The organism is Micromonospora sp. CPCC 206061, assembly GCF_036906915.1.
GTDB lineage: Bacteria > Actinomycetota > Actinomycetes > Mycobacteriales > Micromonosporaceae > Phytohabitans.
Genome location: NZ_JBAKHX010000007.1, coordinates 91,177 through 107,196, shown reverse-complemented (window position 1 = coordinate 107,196; position 16,020 = coordinate 91,177). Strand labels below are relative to the sequence as shown.

At 70.7% G+C, this 16,020-nt stretch carries 17 protein-coding genes; 10 read left to right on the top strand and 7 right to left on the bottom strand.

All coding sequences use genetic code 11. The features are described from left to right. Nucleotides 1-13: 13 nt before the first annotated feature. The gene (locus V6V89_RS08570) at nucleotides 14-1,147 is read right to left on the bottom strand and encodes a lytic transglycosylase domain-containing protein (protein WP_334618450.1); all 1,134 of its coding nucleotides are present in this window, start codon (nucleotides 1,145-1,147) and stop codon (nucleotides 14-16) included. 63 nt (nucleotides 1,148-1,210) lie between these two features. Here V6V89_RS08570 and V6V89_RS08565 point away from each other — a divergent pair, with 63 nt between their 5' ends. Both V6V89_RS08565 and V6V89_RS08560 read left to right on the top strand, forming a co-directional pair. Continuing rightward, nucleotides 1,211-1,432: an FmdB family zinc ribbon protein gene (locus tag V6V89_RS08565; protein WP_334618449.1), complete on the top strand. Its 222-nt coding sequence runs from the start codon at nucleotides 1,211-1,213 to the stop codon at nucleotides 1,430-1,432. Between the two features lie 227 nt (nucleotides 1,433-1,659). Further along, nucleotides 1,660-4,404 carry an adenylate/guanylate cyclase domain-containing protein gene (locus tag V6V89_RS08560; RefSeq protein ID WP_334618448.1) on the top strand — a complete coding sequence of 915 codons (2,745 nt, stop codon included), beginning with the start codon at nucleotides 1,660-1,662 and terminating at the stop codon, nucleotides 4,402-4,404. Between the two features lie 44 nt (nucleotides 4,405-4,448). Here the strand turns inward: V6V89_RS08560 and V6V89_RS08555 are convergent, their stop codons facing one another. Together V6V89_RS08555 and V6V89_RS08550 are read right to left on the bottom strand one after the other, a co-directional pair. After that, on the bottom strand, nucleotides 4,449-4,943 hold the full coding sequence (locus tag V6V89_RS08555; protein ID WP_334618447.1) for a phospholipase: 495 nt from the start codon (nucleotides 4,941-4,943) through the stop codon (nucleotides 4,449-4,451). A gap of 158 nt (nucleotides 4,944-5,101) precedes the next feature. Further along, entirely contained in the window at nucleotides 5,102-6,715 is a 1,614-nt protein-coding gene (locus V6V89_RS08550) for a glycoside hydrolase family 10 protein (protein WP_334618446.1), read from the bottom strand. A gap of 138 nt (nucleotides 6,716-6,853) precedes the next feature. On the opposite strand from V6V89_RS08550, the gene V6V89_RS08545 reads away from it, so the two are divergent. Further along, nucleotides 6,854-7,093: a hypothetical protein gene (locus V6V89_RS08545; RefSeq protein WP_334618445.1), complete on the top strand. Its 240-nt coding sequence runs from the start codon at nucleotides 6,854-6,856 to the stop codon at nucleotides 7,091-7,093. Nucleotides 7,094-7,121: 28 nt separating this feature from the next. Here the strand turns inward: V6V89_RS08545 and V6V89_RS08540 are convergent, their stop codons facing one another. Together V6V89_RS08540 and V6V89_RS08535 are read right to left on the bottom strand one after the other, a co-directional pair. After that, the gene (locus tag V6V89_RS08540) at nucleotides 7,122-8,222 is read right to left on the bottom strand and encodes a 2-oxoacid:ferredoxin oxidoreductase subunit beta (protein ID WP_334618444.1); all 1,101 of its coding nucleotides are present in this window, start codon (nucleotides 8,220-8,222) and stop codon (nucleotides 7,122-7,124) included. Then, nucleotides 8,215-10,062, bottom strand: a complete 1,848-nt coding sequence (locus tag V6V89_RS08535; RefSeq protein WP_334618443.1) for a 2-oxoacid:acceptor oxidoreductase subunit alpha — start codon at nucleotides 10,060-10,062, stop codon at nucleotides 8,215-8,217. The genes V6V89_RS08540 and V6V89_RS08535 overlap by 8 nt, the downstream gene beginning before the upstream one ends. A gap of 180 nt (nucleotides 10,063-10,242) precedes the next feature. Here V6V89_RS08535 and ndhC point away from each other — a divergent pair, with 180 nt between their 5' ends. The 6 genes from ndhC (at nucleotide 10,243) to V6V89_RS08505 (ending at nucleotide 14,002) form a co-directional block, all read left to right on the top strand. Continuing rightward, nucleotides 10,243-10,620 (top strand): NADH-quinone oxidoreductase subunit A, encoded by a 378-nt coding sequence (gene ndhC, locus V6V89_RS08530; protein WP_334618442.1) that lies wholly within the window; start codon nucleotides 10,243-10,245, stop codon nucleotides 10,618-10,620. A 63-nt stretch (nucleotides 10,621-10,683) separates the two neighbouring features. Continuing rightward, nucleotides 10,684-11,496: a dihydropteroate synthase gene (folP, locus tag V6V89_RS08525; RefSeq protein ID WP_442935100.1), complete on the top strand. Its 813-nt coding sequence runs from the start codon at nucleotides 10,684-10,686 to the stop codon at nucleotides 11,494-11,496. A gap of 78 nt (nucleotides 11,497-11,574) precedes the next feature. After that, on the top strand, nucleotides 11,575-12,237 hold the full coding sequence (locus V6V89_RS08520; RefSeq protein WP_334618440.1) for a DivIVA domain-containing protein: 663 nt from the start codon (nucleotides 11,575-11,577) through the stop codon (nucleotides 12,235-12,237). A gap of 103 nt (nucleotides 12,238-12,340) precedes the next feature. Next, a complete protein-coding gene (locus tag V6V89_RS08515) occupies nucleotides 12,341-12,835 on the top strand; it encodes an SRPBCC family protein (protein ID WP_334618439.1) in 495 nt (164 codons plus the stop codon). Then, on the top strand, nucleotides 12,835-13,407 hold the full coding sequence (locus V6V89_RS08510) for a DNA-3-methyladenine glycosylase I (protein ID WP_334618438.1): 573 nt from the start codon (nucleotides 12,835-12,837) through the stop codon (nucleotides 13,405-13,407). The genes V6V89_RS08515 and V6V89_RS08510 overlap by 1 nt, the downstream gene beginning before the upstream one ends. A gap of 13 nt (nucleotides 13,408-13,420) precedes the next feature. After that, entirely contained in the window at nucleotides 13,421-14,002 is a 582-nt protein-coding gene (locus V6V89_RS08505; RefSeq protein ID WP_334618437.1) for a hypothetical protein, read from the top strand. A gap of 3 nt (nucleotides 14,003-14,005) precedes the next feature. Here the strand turns inward: V6V89_RS08505 and V6V89_RS08500 are convergent, their stop codons facing one another. After that, nucleotides 14,006-14,797: an enoyl-CoA hydratase-related protein gene (locus tag V6V89_RS08500; RefSeq protein ID WP_334618436.1), complete on the bottom strand. Its 792-nt coding sequence runs from the start codon at nucleotides 14,795-14,797 to the stop codon at nucleotides 14,006-14,008. A 4-nt stretch (nucleotides 14,798-14,801) separates the two neighbouring features. Further along, nucleotides 14,802-15,599: a PaaX family transcriptional regulator gene (locus V6V89_RS08495; protein WP_334618435.1), complete on the bottom strand. Its 798-nt coding sequence runs from the start codon at nucleotides 15,597-15,599 to the stop codon at nucleotides 14,802-14,804. 193 nt (nucleotides 15,600-15,792) lie between these two features. Here V6V89_RS08495 and V6V89_RS08490 point away from each other — a divergent pair, with 193 nt between their 5' ends. Beyond that, nucleotides 15,793-15,960 carry a DUF3117 domain-containing protein gene (locus V6V89_RS08490; protein ID WP_007455245.1) on the top strand — a complete coding sequence of 56 codons (168 nt, stop codon included), beginning with the start codon at nucleotides 15,793-15,795 and terminating at the stop codon, nucleotides 15,958-15,960. Nucleotides 15,961-16,020 lie beyond the last annotated feature (60 nt).

The window sequence follows — 16,020 nt, the reverse complement described above, 5'->3', positions numbered from 1 at the left end:
CCATGAAGTGACGCTAAGTGCGGCTCTTGGCCCCGTAATCATTTGCCGCGTCAAATACCGATTGCGCGTATGGCCGCACGTCGTTGTACGAAAGAATGGCATTCCACCAGTCCTGCCCGTTGGAGAGGTTGCGCCCTCCCTGGCAGAGGTAGTTGCCCGCGGCGAGGGCGGCATCGTCGATGTCGTTGGGGTTTTTTGCCAGGTCATTGTCGGCGTCGACGGCGTGCTGCCGCCACGTCGTGGGAATGAACTGCATCGGGCCGACCGCCCGGTCATACGTCGGATCGCCGTCGAGCTCGCCCTGGTCGGTGTCGAGAATGCGCTGCGTGCCGCCCTGGCCGTTGAGGGGCGGACCCACAATCGGTGGCGAGGACTGTCCGTTAGTCGACAGCGTGGCGTTGAAGCGCCCGTGGTTCGACTCCACCTTGCCGATAGCCGCCAAAGTGGTCCATTTCAGGTTGCAGGACGGGTTGGTCTGCGCGACCACGAGTTCCGCGTACCCGTACGCCTGCATGGCGACGAACGGCACCTCGACCTTGCTCGCGGCCTGCGAGGCCCAGTTGGCGAGCACGTCCGCGGGACGGCCGCTCGTGGAGCCGGTGCCGGTGGTCGGTGGGGCGGCGGTGCCGGTCGGGAAGGGGGTGTACGGCCCGCCGGTCGCGCCCGGTCCACCCGCGTCGGGCGCGAGCGAGTCGGTGGCCTCGGGCGTCGGCGTGGTGGTGCCCGAGGCGCGGTCGGTCGCGGTGGCCGGGATCAGCACGGCACCGGACGCGGCGCCTACTCCGACGAGGGCGGCAAGCAGCAGGCCGGGCAGGGTGATCTGGCCGCTGGGGCGGCCGGCCCACGCGCGGGTAGCGGTCGCGACCTGGCGCGGCCGGGGGACGCGGCGCAGGGCGTGCGAGTACCGGACGCGGACGCGCGACGGTCGAGGCCCGACCTCCAGCACATCCGTACTCGGCTTGGCAGGCTCGGGCTTCGCGGGCTCGGGCTTGGCAGGCTCGGGCTTGGCGGCCTCGACCGGCTTCGGTGAGGGTTCGGGAGTCTTCGGGGCAGACTCGGGTGCCGCTCCAGAGCTGCCGAGCGGTCCAGCCCATTCCGGTGCCGCCGACCGAAGCCGGCGGTCAGGCGTCGCCTCCCCGTCCACCACTCGTCGAGTATTGCGCATTACGCCGCGAGAACCACCCCGGCGTCAGGGTCGTACCCTTTGTTCATGCCCCGGTATGAGTTCCGGTGTCGCGCCTGCGGCGACACCTTCGAGGTCAATAGGCCGATGACCGCCTCGGCGGACCCGGCGAAGTGTCCGCAGGGCCACGACGACACGGTCAAGCTGCTTTCCACCGTCGCGTTCACCGGTCGCGGCGGCGCAGCTCCGGCCCCCGGGCCTGTCTCGGCTGGTGGTGGCTGCTGCGGTGGCGGCTGCGGTTGCGGCTGAACGCCGTCTACCGCGGGGTAAAGGGCCAGAAGGATGTCTATTTCTGACCCTACGTACCACGTCCCAGTCCGCCTGTTGTCGTTAGCTCAGCCGTAACACCCCCGCCATGCCCCGCTCGCCCCGTGATACGACCTTGGGGTGGGTCTGCGTCGACCGTTTCTACGATGTGCCAGGTTGCGGGGGTACGGCAGCATGAACCCACTTCCAGGGGGGCGGAGGTTCCACGCGTGTCGGCACGGACACACCTGCCGAGTGGGCTGGTGACTTTCATGTTCACCGACATCGAGGGCTCAACGAGAATGGCCCAGATGCTCGGTCCCGGCTACCGGCCGGTCTTGAGTGACCACCGCCGGTTGCTGCGCCGTACGTTGTCCGAAAGCAACGGTACGGAACTGTTCACTGAGGGTGACTCTTTCTTCATCGCGTTCTCTGATGCTGCTTCGGCGGTCGACGCCTGCCTGACGGCGCAGCTCGCACTGTCGGCGCACGACTGGCCGTCGCCCGAGTCGGTGCCGAAGGTCCGGATGGGCCTGCACACCGGCCAGGCCGAGGCGGTCAACGGCGAGTACGCCAGTGCTGAGGTGCACCGCGCCGCGCGGATCACCGCCGCGGCCCACGGTGGCCAGGTGCTGTGCTCGGCGGCTACCGCCCGATACGCGGCGCCACTGCCGCCACAGGCGTCGCTGCTCGACCTGGGCCTGCACCGGCTGCGCGGCTTCGACGACCGGGAGCGGCTCTTCCAGCTGGTCGCGCCGGGGCTGGAGAGCCAGTTCCCGCGCCCGCGCACCGACGCCAGCTCGCACAACCTGCCGACGCCGGTGACCTCGTTCGTGGGGCGGTTCGCCGAGCGGTCCGAGCTGATGGGCCTGACGGCCGCGCACCGGCTGGTGACGGTGGTCGGCGCGGGCGGGGCCGGCAAGACCCGGCTGGCCATGGAGGTGGCGGGCGGGCTCGTCGACGAGTACCCGGACGGGGTGTGGTTCGTCGACGTGGCGACGGTGACCGACCCGGGGCTGGTGGCGTTCGCGATCGCGGCGGTGCTGGGCCTGCGCCCGGAGCCTGGCCGGCCCATGAGCGACACACTGGTGGAGTACGCGGCGTCGCGGCGGATGCTGCTGGTGATGGACACCTGTGACGCGCAGCTCAACGCGTCAGCCGAGATCATTTCGCGGCTGCTGACCGGTGGGCGCGGCGTGGGCGTACTGGCGACGAGCCGCGAGCCGTTCAGCGTGCCGGGGGAGACGGTGTGGCGCATTCCGCCGCTGTCGGTCGACCCGGTGCCCGGGGGCGGGCCGAGCGACGCAGTGGCGCTGTTGCTCGACCGCACGCGGGAGGCCCGTGGCGGCCGCGCGGTGGCTGCCGCCGAGTCAAGCGACATGCAACGGGTGGTGTCGCGTCTCGACGGGCTGCCGCTGGCGATCGAGCTGGCCGCCGCCCGGCTGCGGGTGCTGTCGGCCGGGCAGCTGGCCGAGCGGCTGGACGACGTGCTGGGCACGCTGGACGCCGGGCGCGACGACCCGGAGCAGACGTATGCCGGCAACGGCCGGTGGGTGGCCAGCCAGTTGGCGACCGTCGACCTGCGGCAGAGCCCGGCAGCACCGGCCCGGACGCGGACGACGACGCAGCGGCACGCCACGATGCAGGCGACGGTTACGTGGTCGTACCGGACGCTGGGTCCACGGGCGGCGCGGCTGCTGCGGTGGCTGGCGGTGTTTTCCAGCCCGGTCGACCTGCCGACGGTGGAGTGGCTGCTCGACGACGACCCGCTGGACCCGCTGGCGGTACTGGTCGACAAGTCGATGATCCAGGCCGAGCCGCACGCCTCGGGCACCACGTACCGGATGCTGGACCCGATCCGGGCGTACGCGGCCCGCCGGCTGGTCGACGCGGGTGAGGAGCAGGCGGCCCGCGACCGGCACGTGGCCTGGTCCTTGCACGCCTTGCAGAAGGCGCACCTGGGCACCGACGGGCGGCCGGTGACACTGTCGCTGTACACCCTCGACCCCCTTGCTGACGAGCTGCGGGCGGCTCTGCGGTGGACTGCCACCGGTGGCAGTGCGCGTGCCGGCCTGCAGATCGCTGGCGGTCTGGATCAGTGGTGGCGCGAGCGCGGGCTGGCTCGGGAGGGCCGGCTGTGGCTGTTCCGCCTGTACGGCCGGATCGCGGAGACCGGGGAGCCCATCCCGGAGGCCGAGCTGGCGGCGGCGTACCACATGCACTCGCTGCATGCCGGCGCCGACGGCGAATTCGCCGAGGAGCTGCGGTTCTCCCAGCGGGCCGAGGGTGCGGCGCGCCGGGCCGGCGACGCCGGCCTGCTGGCGCGGGTCCTCGCGGGGCGGGGCGCGCCTCTGGTCGACATGGGCCAGTACGCGGACGCCGAGCGCGCCTGCCGCGAGGTGATCGAGTGGGCGAGCACCAGCGGCGCGTCCGGCGACGCCCTGCTGGCCGTCTACACCCTCGCGGAGCTGCTGTGGCAGCGCGGCTCCCTCGACGAGGCAGCCGACGTGCTGGGCGCCGCGCGGCTGGTGGAGGCGTCTCGGCCGGCCGAGCGGGGCCGGCGCAGCGTCGACTTCCTGCTCGGCATGGTCGCCCTCGGTCGCGGTGACCTGGTGGCCGCGCACGACCACCTGGTCGTTGCCCTGCGCTCGCGGATGTTGTACGGCTACCACAGCCGCGCCTGCGACGCGATCAGCGCGATCGCCGTCCGGTGTGGGCTGGGCGGCGACCACCGCACGGCGGCGCGGCTGTTCGGCGCGGCGCAGGCGACCCGATCGCAGTTGCGCAGCGCGCCCGGCATCTACAGCCCGTACTGGGCGGAGCGGCAGGCCGCCGTCCGCCTGGTTCTCGGAGACGCCTCGTTCGACGAGGCGTACGCCGAAGGCGACACCCTCACGCTGGAGGAAGCCGCCGAGGAGGCCCTGGCTGTCGAGCACCCGGATCTGGCGGTCGGCTCCCCACGCTTCGCGGCCTGAGTCGAGGCGGCCCCCGGGCAGCGGTCCCGGGGCCACCGACCGGCCTATGGCAGCAGCTGCTCGGCGCGGTCCAGGTCGGACTGGGTGGCCACGACGCTGCCGAATGCCTTGACCGCCTGGTAGTACGTCCACGCGAGCGAGAGGCACGCGGGGCGCACGGCGACGTTGTACGTGCCGCACTTGCGCTTTAGGTCTGAGTAGAAGGCACTGTCGACCCGGGCCTTGTTCGCGTCGAACTGCCCGGCGTCCTTGTAGTTGCGGTATCCGAAGTCGTGGCGGTGGCACGACAGCCGGAAGTCGAACCCGAGCGGGTTGTCGGGGCTGGACGAGCAGTAGTCCGTCGACCAGTTGAACGCGTACGCGGCCCAGGCGCCCTGGTTGGAGCGGGCGGAGTTCCACGTGTTGTAGCTGGTGGTGTTGGCCTGGGTCCAGCTGGCGAGGACGGCCGTCTTGTCGGCTGGTGCGGCGACGGCGGGCTGGGCCAGTCCAAAGACTGTGGCGAGGGCGGCGGCGAGGATGATCGCGATCCGACGGGACATGGCGTTTTCCTCCCGAAGGTGACCCATTGTGTGGGTCAGGTGCCACTCAGTGTCGAGGCATAGGCTCGCGCCGATCTGTAGGCAAGGTTGATCTTTAGCGTCAGATGCGAAAATAGACGGGTGCCCCGGACGGTCGGTCCGGGGCACCCGCGGTGAGGTCAGCCGACTATCGCTGGTGGCGACGGTGGGCCTTCGTTCCAGATGCGGTCCAGTGCGGTCACGTAGTACGTGTACCGCTTGCCCCGTTCGGCGGTCGGGTCCACGAAGGACGTGCCGCGCACGGTGCCGAGGAGGTGTGCGGCGTCGGCGAGCCCGCACCGGCCCGGCAGGCTGATGCCGTCGAAGCGGTAGACCGCGTACGACGTGGCGCGCCCGAGCGGCAGGAACCAGCTGAGCTTGACGCCCTCGGCGGTCCGGGACGCCCGCTTCACCACCGGGAAGAGCAGCGGCTTGCTGGGCAGGTGCGCCATCGTCGGCACCAGGGTCGGTCGGGAGTAGTGCTCGGCCGCGTAGATGTCGGTGGCGCCGAGCTTGTTCCGGCGTACCTGCACCGCGCTGAAGTGCACGTTCCCGGCGACTTCCGGATAGTCCCGGTTGAAGGTCAGGTGCTTGGACATCTCCGCCGGATCCTGCCAGGCGGCCGGCTGCCCCACCTCACCGATCTTGTAGTCGGCCTGCCCGATGTAGAGCTGCACCCGGGTGCCCTTGACCACGTCGGCCCACCAGGGCACCAGCTTGGCGTAGTCGGCGACGGCCAGCCCGATGTTCCAGTAGATCTGGGGGAGGATGTAGTCGATCCACTCTTCCTTGACCCACTTGCGGGTGTCCGCGAAGTTCGCCTCGTACGACTGCGTCCCGTTGGTGTCGGAGCCGAGCGGGTCGGCGGCCTTGTTGCGCCAGATACCGAACGGGCTCACGCCGAACTTCACCCACGGCTTGGCTGCCTTGACCTTGGCCCCAAACTCCTGGACGAGCAGGTCGATGTTGTTTCGCCGCCAGTCGGCCTTGTTGGTGAAGCCCTCGCCGTACTGCTCGAACGTCGCCGCGTCGGGATAGTCCTGCCCGGCGACCGGGTACGGGTAGAAGTAGTCGTCGAAGTGCACGGCATCGATGTCGTACTTGAGCACCGCGTCCATCATCGCCGTCTGCACGAACTGCCGGACCTCGGGAATGCCCGGGTTGTAGTACAGGCGGGAGCCGGCCGCGTTGACCGGGTAGGCGACCGCCCAGTCCGGGTGCTGGCGCACCGGGTGGTTGGGCGCGAGCTTGTCGATGTCGGCGGCGGCTCCCTGCGGCATGGAGATCCGGTAGGGGTTGAACCAGGCGTGGAACTCCAGGTTGCGCTTGTGTGACTCCTCGACCAGGAACGCCAGCGGATCCCAGCCCGGGGAGGCGCCGTCCCGGGCGCCGGTCAGCCACTCCGACCACGGCTCGTACGGCGACGGCCAGAACGCGTCCGCCGTCGGCCGGATCTGCACGATCACCGCGTTGTGGTTGAGCCGCTGGGCCAAGTCCAGCCAGCCCAGATACTCGGCCTTCAGCTTCTCCTCTGCCTGGCCTGGCGCGCTGGGCCAGTCGATGTTGGCGACGCTGGCGATCCACATCGCCCGTAGCTGCCGCTTCGGCGTGGCCGGGTCCGGCGCGCACGCCTGTGACCCACCGGCCCGCGCCGCCTCAACGTGCGCGGTCGGCGCGGCGCTCGCTGGCGCGGCCACCACGAGGCCGCCGCTCACCAGCGTCGCCGCGACGAGCGCGGCTCGCAGTCGACCCATCGGGTACTCCTTCCGTCAACATCCGCCAACAAGACGTACGCAATCAGAAGGAAATTTTCACAACCGGCCGCCGTTCGCAAGGGGGTCCAGGGTTTTCCCCCGATGTCGCGGGTTGCGAGCCGGGCGCACTCTGGACCCATGGGACGTTTCCTGGCCTGGACCGCAGCTGCCATCGTCGCGACGGTGGCAGTGGGGTGGCTCGCGATCGCGCTGCTCAAGGCGCTGATCGGGGTCGCCGTTTACGTGATCGTCGGCGCGGCCGTCATCGGCGGCGGCATCTACCTGTATCAGAAGGGCAAGCGCGCGCTTTCCCGTGACACGAGGACCCGGCGGCGCATCGAGGCGGCCGCGACGACATACCGCCAGCGCACGCGCTGACAGAGGCCGCCGCGGCCAGCGCGCTCTGTTAGATGATCGTCCAGGTATCGCCGGAGGTGAGCAGCCCAGCGAGCTGCTCCTCCGGGGTGCCGGTGGCTTTCGCCTTGGCGGCCTCGGTCTGGCTGTTCACCAGGTTGTCGTAAGACGGGCGTGACACCTGGCGGAACACGCCGATCGGCGTGTTGCGCAGGTCTTCGCCCGGCAGCCGGGAGAGGGCGAAGGCGTACGCCGGATCGGCCACACCCGCGTCGTGCACCACGATGTCGTGGGGTGACACCGACGCGGTCTCGCGCACCTCCAGCCCGAAGCCGCCCGGCGGGTGCACGACGCAGAACTGCCCGTCCTTGCCACTGAGCTGGCCGGTCGGCTCGCGAGCAGCGCCGAAGATGATCGGCTGGCCGTGCTCCAGGCGGATCAGGTAGTCGTCGCGCGTGCCAGCGTCCTTGAGCTCGTCGAACGCGCCATCGTTGAAGATGTTGCAGTTCTGGTAGATCTCCACGAACGCGGAGCCCTCGTGCTCGGCGGCGGCCCGCAGCACCGACTGGAGGTGCTTACGGTCGGAGTCGATCGTGCGGGCTACGAACGTCGCCTCGGCGCCGAGCGCGAGCGACAGCGGGTTGAACGGCGAGTCCGCCGAGCCCACCGGCGTCGACTTGGTGATCTTGCCAAGCTCGGAGGTGGGCGAGTACTGACCCTTGGTCAGCCCGTAGATCCGGTTGTTGAAGAGCAGGATCTTGAGGTTGACGTTGCGGCGCAGCGCGTGGATCAGGTGGTTGCCGCCGATCGACAGCGCGTCGCCGTCGCCCGTGACCACCCAGACCGACAGATCGGGTCGGCTCACCGAGAGGCCGGTGGCGATCGCCGGCGCCCGCCCGTGGATCGAGTGCAGGCCATACGTGTTCATGTAGTACGGGAAGCGCGAGGAGCAGCCGATCCCGGAGACGAACACGATCCGCTCGCGCGGGATGCCCAGCTCCGGCATGAACGACTGGACGGCGGCGAGGATCGCGTAGTCACCGCAGCCCGGGCACCAGCGCACCTCCTGGTCGGACTTGAAGTCCTTCATCGTCAGCTTCACGGCTACTGGCGCCGCTGACGCGTCGCGACTGGCCATTCTTGCCTCATCCATTTTTAACGACGTCCTCCAGCATGGACTCCAGCTCAGCGGCGGTGAACGGGAGACCGCGGACCTTGTTGTAGGGGATCGCGTCGATCAGGTAGCGGGCCCGGATGACGTGGGCGAGCTGCCCCAGGTTCATCTCCGGGATGACGACGCGGTCGTAGCTGCGCAGCACCTCGCCGAGGTTGCCCGGCAGCGGCGCGAGGTGGCGCAGGTGCGCCTGGGCCACTGAGTGCCCGCGCTGGCGCAGCGCCCGGCAGGCGGCACCGATGGGCCCGTAGGTCGAGCCCCACCCGAGTACCAGCACGCGGGCGCCGCCGTCCGGGTCTTCGATCTCCACGTCGGGCACCTGGATCGCCTCGATGCGGGCGGCGCGGGTGCGGACCATGAAGTCGTGGTTGGCCGGGTCGTACGAGATGTCGCCGGTCTTGTCGGCCTTCTCCAGGCCGCCGATGCGGTGCTCCAGCCCCGCCGTGCCCGGGATCGCCCACGGCCGGGCAAGGGTCTGCGGGTCGCGCAGGTACGGCAGGAAGGTGGTGCCGTCTTCGCCGTTCGGCGCGGTGGCGAACTCGACGGCTAGGTCGGGGAGCGACTCGACGTCGGGCAGCAGCCACGGCTCCGAGCCGTTGGCGACGTAGTTGTCGGAGAGCAGGATCACCGGCGTGCGGTGGGTCAGGGCGATCCGGGACGCCTCGATGATCGCGTGGAAGCAGTCGGACGGCGACTTCGGGGCGATCACCGCGACCGGTGCCTCGCCGTGGCGGCCGAAGAGCGCCATGTTGAGGTCGGCCTGCTCGGTCTTGGTCGGCATGCCGGTGGACGGTCCGGCCCGCTGCACGTCGACGATGACCAGCGGCAGCTCCAGCGCCACGGCCAGCGAGATCGTCTCGCCCTTGAGCGCCACGCCCGGGCCGCTCGTCGTGGTGATGCCGAGCGCGCCACCGTACGCGGCACCGAGCGTCGCGCCGATCGCGGCGATCTCGTCTTCGGCCTGCATGGTCGTGATGCCGAACCGCTTGTGCTTGCTCAGCTCGTGCAGGATGTCGGACGCGGGGGTGATCGGGTAGGCGCCGAGGAAGACCGGCAGCTTCGACCGCACCGCGCTCGCGACGATGCCGAGGGCGAGAGCCGCGTTGCCGGTGATGTTGCGGTAGGTGCCGGGCGGCATCTTGGCCGGCTTGACCTCGTACCGGACGGCGAAGTCTTCGGTGGTCTCGCCGAAGTTCCAGCCGGCCTTGAACGCGGCGATGTTGGCGCTCACCAGCTCCGGCCGAGCGGCGAACTTGCGCTCCAGGAAGGTGATCGTCGACTCGTACGGCCGCGAGTACATCCAGGAGAGCAGGCCGAGGGCGAACATGTTCTTCGCGCGCTCGGCGTCCTTCTTCGACACGTCGTGGTCGGCGAGCGCGCCCACGGTCATGCTCGTCAGGCCCACCGGGTGCACGGAGTATCCGTCGAGCGACCCGTCTTCGAGCGGGTTGGCGGCGTATCCGACCTTGGCCAGGTTGCGCTTGGTGAACTCGTCGGTGTTGACGATGATGTCGGCGCCGCGCGGCAGATCGCCCAGGTTGGCCTTCAGCGCCGCCGGGTTCATCGCGACCAGGACGTTCGGCGCGTCACCCGGTGTCAGAATGTCGTAATCGGCGAAGTGCACCTGGAAGCTGGACACGCCGGGCAGGGTGCCGGCGGGCGCGCGGATCTCGGCGGGGAAGTTGGGCAGCGTGGAGATATCGTTGCCGAGCTGGGCGGTCTCCGAGGTGAACCGGTCTCCGGTGAGCTGCATGCCGTCGCCTGAGTCGCCAGCGAAGCGGATGACCACCCGATCGAGCTGGCGGACCTGCTTGGTCACTGACCTCTGACCTCCTTGCGTGCCGGCGGCGGCGGGATTCGCACGTCGATGGGCCGGCCCGCTCTCTCTGTCGTCCACCAAAGAGCGTACGTCGAAGACTTAGGTGATCCTGACCCCTGGTCCGCCTGATGGGCACCCCTATCGTCCCTCCGTTAGCTAGATCACGGGTACGCTCCGTTCGTGGCCGGTTATCTCGGGTCGTACGCGACGCTCGGGTTGCTGTTGCTCGCCAGCGTCGTGGTCTTCGTGGGCGCCTTTTCGGCCAACCGGCTGCTGCGCCCGGCCAACCCCGCCGAGCCGCCCGGAAAGCGCGAGACCTACGAGTGCGGCGTCGACCCGGTGGGCGGCGACTGGGCGCAGGCACAGATCCGCTATTACGTCTATGCGTACCTTTATGTCCTTTTTGCGGTCGAGGCGGTGTTCCTGTTCCCGTGGGCGGTGATCTTCGACCGGCCAGGCTTCGGCGCGACGACCGTTGTCGAGATGGCGATCTTCGTGGCCGTGCTCGCGCTCGGCATCCTCTACGCCTGGCGCAAACGCATCCTGACCTGGACCTAGCGTGATCGCGTGATCGATCTGCGCCTCGGGGCCCGTACGTTCGCGCCTGGCGAGCTGGTCGTGATGGCGATCGTGAACCGTACGCCCGACTCGTTCTACGACCGTGGCGCCACGTTCGCCGCGGACGCTGCGCTGCGCGCGGTCGCGCACGCCGTCGCCGAGGGCGCGGACATCGTCGACATCGGCGGGGTCAAGGCCGGCCCTGGGCCGGACGTCGACGTCTCCGAGGAGATCCACCGCACGGTCGGCACGATCGCGGCGGTCCGCACCGAATTCCCGGAGATCGTCATCTCCATCGACACGTGGCGGTCGGAGGTAGCGGTCGAGGCGATCGCCGCCGGCGCCGACCTGCTCAACGACACCTGGGCGGGCGCCGACCCGCGGCTCGCGGAGGTGGCCGCCACGACCGGCGTCGGGCTGGTCTGCGCGCACGCCGGCGGGCTCAGCCCGCGGACCCGGCTGCACCGGGCCGCGTACGCCGATGTCATCGCCGACGTGATCGCGACCGTCACGCGCCTCGCCGAGCGTGCGGTGGCTCTGGGCGTACGCCGGGACGGCATCCTGATCGACCCGGCACACGACTTTGGCAAGAACACCCGGCACTCACTGGAGTTGACCCGGCGGCTCGACGAGCTCGTGGCGACCGGCTGGCCGGTACTGGTGGCGCTCTCGAACAAGGACTTCATCGGGGAGACCCTCGACGTTCCGGTGGACGAGCGGCTCTCGGGCACGCTCGCCGCGACCGCGGTCTCCGCCTGGCAGGGTGCCCGGGTCTTCCGGGCCCACCAAGTACGGCAGACGCGGCAGGTGCTCGACATGGTGGCCGCGATCAGGGGTGACCGCCAGCCCGCCGTCTCCCGCCGGGGCCTCGCCTAGGGCCTGGCGCGGCGCCATTTGGCGGAATGCCGGGGTGGCGGGGTCGCCGCGCCAGCCGCGTCATGCCACGATCGGTCTATGGGTCAGGTACTCCTCCTCGTGGTCGTGGCGCTGACCGTCGCCGCGGTGGTCTTTGGCGTCACCGTGCTGGTCACCGGAGGCGATCCCGCGCTCGGCGCGGTCGAGCCCGACGGCCGGTCGGTGCCCCTGCCGGGCAGCAGGCCACTGCTCGAGTCCGACGTGGCGGCGGTGCGGTTCGACACGACCGTCCGGGGCTACCGGATGGCCCAGGTCGACCAGGCGCTGCGCCGTGCGGCGTACGACATCGGATACAAGGACGAGCTGATCGGCGTGCTGGAGGCCGAGGTCGTCGCGCTGCGCGAGGGCCGCGCCAGCGACGCTGACGTGCTGCGCCGGGCCCGCGAGGCGGCGCTGGTGCCGGCCGCCGTCGGCGCCGGCGGCGAGAGGCCCCACGGCGACGGCCTCGTCGACCTCGGCGAGATCAGCCTGGGCACCCCGGGCGGCCTGGCGCCGCGCGACGAGGTGCCGCCGACGGAGAAGCCCGAGCCCGAGTCGAAGGGCGAGCCCGCCGCCAGGGTCGAGGAGGCCAGGGTCGAGGAGGCCAGGGTCGAGGAGGCCAAGGTCGCGGCGGACGACGACCGGGACGGTGACGCGGGCAGCGCCCCTGCCGGCGCTCCCGACGACGCGCCCGCCGTTGACGAGCCGCCGGCGCGCCCGTGACCGCGCCAACTGGCGCTCGCTGCGCTCCCTCCGTTTCGTGGCGGCTGCGGGCGGCGCGCCCCCCAAGCTCCCTCGACTCCGGGCCGGCTGCGGTAGGCGGCGTATGACCGGGGCAGACTCGGCCGACGAGCTGCGCGCCGCCGCGCAGCCCGGCGCCGGCGAGGTCACGGCCACCGTGATCGTCAACGCGCCGGCGCACCGCGTATTCGACGCGTTCACGGCGTGGGAGCGGCAGTCCGAGTGGATCCCGTTTACCCGGGTCCGGGTGGTCGAGGGCGACGGCGGCGAGGGCAGCCTGGTCGAGGCGGTCACCGCGGTCGGCCCGGCCGTCCTGCGCGACGAGATGCGGGTGGTGCGGCTCGACCGGCCATACGAGGTGCGCGTCGTGCACTGCGGCAAGCTCCTGCGCGGACCGGGCGTCCTGCGCTGCACCCAGATGGATCGCGACCGCACCCAGGTGGTGTGGCACGAGTGGTTCCACCTGCCCGGCGGCATCGCCGGTCGGGTGGCGTGGCCCGTGCTGTGGCCAGGCTCCAAGGTGAGCCTGACACAGGCGCTGAAGAAGTTCGCACGTCTGGTCGAGGCAGGGCAGATCTAGTGAGCGACCTGGTGATGGGGGCCGACGGGCTGGCCCGCTGCGGCTGGGGCGCGCGCACTCCGGAGTACGCGCTCTACCACGACGACGAGTGGGGCAAGCCGGTTCGCGGCGACGACCCGCTCTTCGAAAAGATCTGCCTTGAGGCGTTCCAGTCGGGCCTGTCGTGGCTGACGATCCTGCGCAAGCGCGAGGCGTTCCGAGTGGCGTTCGACCGATTCCACATCGAGACGGTGGCAAAGTACCGCGAGGCCGATGTCGATCGGCTGCTGGGCGACGCGGGCATCGTGCGCAACCGCGCCAAGATCGAGGCAGCGATACGCAACGCGCGGGCGGCGCTCGACCTGCCCGACGGGCTGGCGACGCTGCTGTGGTCGTTCGCGCCGCCGCCCCGCGCCAAGCGGCCGCGCTCGTTCGCCGAGGTGCCCGCCTTCACGCCAGAGTCCACGGCGATGGCCAAGGCCCTGAAGAAGCACGGGTTCCGGTTCGTGGGCCCCACCACGGCGTACGCCCTGATGCAGGCGACCGGGATGGTCGACGACCACCTCGCCGGCTGTCACGCGTCCGTCCCGTGATGAGATTGCGGGCATGGCGCAGTGGGCGGTGGTGATCTCCGATGAAAGGCACGAGGCGGAGCGTCTGTTCCACCACGACACACTGGAGCTGACCGGCCTGGAAGGGCCCGAGCGTCCCGCCACCGGAGACGACGTGCTGGTGGTTGCCGGGCGCGAGCAGCCCGGCGTGGTGGCGATGGGCCGGGTGGTGCCGAGCGCCGCCGACGAGCACGACCCCGACGACCCGGAGCCGGGCGGTGACGGGCCCGGGCCGCTGGTCGTCCGGTACCTGCGGCGCAGCTTCGACGAGCCGGTGCCCACCGGGCGGCTCGCGATGGCTGCCCCGGTGAGCCGGCTCGACGCCGACACCTACCGCGAGCTCGCCGACCAGGTGCGGCCGCCGGCCGACCGGCAGACCTGGATGGTGAGCCTCGACCTGCCGATCGAGGCCTCCACGCCGGCCGAGGCGGTGCGCCTCTTCTGGTCGTACGTCATGGAGCTGGGGCCGCGCGAGCTGCCGACGTTCGTGTCACCAGCCGGCGACGAGCTGGCGATGCAGGCGTTCGTACTGGGCGAAGAGGCCAACCTCGACCCCGAAGAAGACGAGGACGAGTAGCGCTTACGCGCCGAGGAACGTGGGCTTCTGCTTGGCCACGAAGGCCGCCGTCGCCTGGCGGTGGTCGGCCGTCGCGCCGCAGATCGCCTGCGCCTGCGCCTCGGCTGCCAGCGCCTCGGAGAGCGTGCCGGCGTCGCCCACCGAAAGCTGCCGCTTGATCGCTCCGTACGCCACGGTCGGCCCGCTCGCCAGCCGCGCGGCCAGCTCCTGTGCGGCCGGCAGCACCTGTTCGTCGTCGTCCAGGAGCGTGGTGAGCAGACCCAGCCGCTGCGCCTCGTCAGCCTTTACGGGCTGGGCGAGCATCAGCAGCTCGATCGCCTTGGCATGGCCGACGAGCCGGGGCAGCGACCAGGACGCGCCGGTGTCGGCGGCCAGCCCCACGTTGGTGAACGCCATGAGGAACGCGGTCTTCGGCCCGCCGATCCGGAAGTCGGCGAGGAAGGCGAGCGACGCCCCGGCCCCGGCCGCCATCCCGCGTACCGCGGCGACCACCGGCTTGGGCATGTTCGCGAGCATCGAGGCGATGGGGTTGTAGTGCGCGCGGACCGTGTGCAGCGGGTCGATCGTGCCGGACTCCAGGGTGGCCACATGCTCGCGCAGGTCCTGCCCGACGCAGAAGGCCCGCCCGGCGCCCGCCAGCACCACAGCGCGGCAGGTGCGGTCGCGTTCGAGGTCGGCGAGCGTGTCCCGGAGGGCCTCCTTGAGCGCTACGTCGAGCGAGTTCATCGACTCGGGGCGGTTCAGCGTCAAGGTCACGACGGCGTCGGTGCGCTCGACGAGCAGGGGCTCACTCACGGTGTCAGCCTTTCTTGTGGTCCAGGCAGAGATCCACGTACCGGTCGGCGGCCGGGCGCAGGCGGGCCGCGTGCCGGTCGAAGAACGACGCCGCGGCGGCACCGGCCCACCGTTCGGGCAGCAGGGCGGGCGGGAGCTGCGGGTCGCGGAACAGAAAGTTACGCCACGCGTGCACCAGCCGGAACCGCGCCGCGTACGCCTCCTCGTCGCTGCTGCGAGCGGTGACCTGCGCGACGAGCTCGCGGTGCTCGCCGACGAATCGCTCGTACGCCGAGCCGATCTCACCCAGGTCCCAGGCCCGGCGCACCACGCCCATGGCGCCCGCGCCGCCCATCGCGTGGCTGGCGGTGAACCGCTCGTACCGCAGCCCGGTCTCGTTCAACAGGCCGTCGACGTCTTCACCGGGCCGGGGCGCCACCCAGGTGTGCTCGCCGAGCATCCCGTACCCGAGGTAGGAGAGATTGGCGGCCAGCCGCTGCCGGTCGCGCCGCGTCGCGGGTGGCTCCAGGACGATGAGATCGAACCGGCCGTCCCAGTTGATCTTTCCGGTGCGGTAAATCCTGGCGGCCGCTTCGTCGAGCCGGCGCGCCGCTTTTCCGGTCAACCCGTACCCCGGGCCGGTGGAAAGCCGTAGCGGATGAAGCCACCCTTGCCGCACCATACGGGACACTGCGGTCCGTACCGCCGGAGCCGCGATCCCGAGCGGCGAGAGCAGCCTGACCAGGGCGGCAACCGGCGCGCGCCCACCCCGCTGGCGCAAGTAATCGCCATAGAGATCGAAGAGGGCGGACCGTGCCTGCATGACGGGACATTGTGACAGCGAAATACAGGATAAGCTAGATGCTGTCACATCAATCCCGCTTCAGTTTGGGTCCAGCGGTGTTCATCAGGGAAAATCGTTGGTCGGCACCGCGGGCCGTGAGCGCGGTGACGCCGACGAAGTGGCTGTGGGGAAACCCACCGACCCTGGTTTTAGAGGTCTGAGGGGAGACAACATGGCGGCGATGAAGCCGCGGACGGGCGACGGTCCGCTGGAGGTCACCAAGGAGGGCCGGGGCATCGTCATGCGGGTTCCGCTGGAGGGTGGTGGCCGGCTCGTCGTCGAGATGACTCCCGACGAGGCGAACGCGCTCGGTGACGCGCTGAAGGCCGCCGCCGGCTAGCCAATACGCATAAGGGCCCGCCGGCGCGGCAGCGTGGCAGCGCCGGCGGGCCTCTGTGTC

Excerpts from the sequence above, each read along its gene's own strand:
- V6V89_RS08565 (WP_334618449.1), top strand. The coding sequence starts at position 1,211 with ATGCCCCGGTATGAGTTCCGGTGTCGCGCCTGCGGCGACACCTTCGAG.
- V6V89_RS08555 (WP_334618447.1), bottom strand. The coding sequence starts at position 4,943 with ATGTCCCGTCGGATCGCGATCATCCTCGCCGCCGCCCTCGCCACAGTC.
- V6V89_RS08550 (WP_334618446.1), bottom strand. The coding sequence starts at position 6,715 with ATGGGTCGACTGCGAGCCGCGCTCGTCGCGGCGACGCTGGTGAGCGGC.
- V6V89_RS08545 (WP_334618445.1), top strand. The coding sequence starts at position 6,854 with ATGGGACGTTTCCTGGCCTGGACCGCAGCTGCCATCGTCGCGACGGTG.
- V6V89_RS08540 (WP_334618444.1), bottom strand. The coding sequence starts at position 8,222 with ATGGATGAGGCAAGAATGGCCAGTCGCGACGCGTCAGCGGCGCCAGTA.
- folP (WP_442935100.1), top strand. The coding sequence starts at position 10,684 with ATGGCGATCGTGAACCGTACGCCCGACTCGTTCTACGACCGTGGCGCC.
- V6V89_RS08520 (WP_334618440.1), top strand. The coding sequence starts at position 11,575 with ATGGGTCAGGTACTCCTCCTCGTGGTCGTGGCGCTGACCGTCGCCGCG.
- V6V89_RS08515 (WP_334618439.1), top strand. The coding sequence starts at position 12,341 with ATGACCGGGGCAGACTCGGCCGACGAGCTGCGCGCCGCCGCGCAGCCC.
- V6V89_RS08505 (WP_334618437.1), top strand. The coding sequence starts at position 13,421 with ATGGCGCAGTGGGCGGTGGTGATCTCCGATGAAAGGCACGAGGCGGAG.
- V6V89_RS08495 (WP_334618435.1), bottom strand. The coding sequence starts at position 15,599 with ATGCAGGCACGGTCCGCCCTCTTCGATCTCTATGGCGATTACTTGCGC.
- V6V89_RS08490 (WP_007455245.1), top strand. The coding sequence starts at position 15,793 with ATGGCGGCGATGAAGCCGCGGACGGGCGACGGTCCGCTGGAGGTCACC.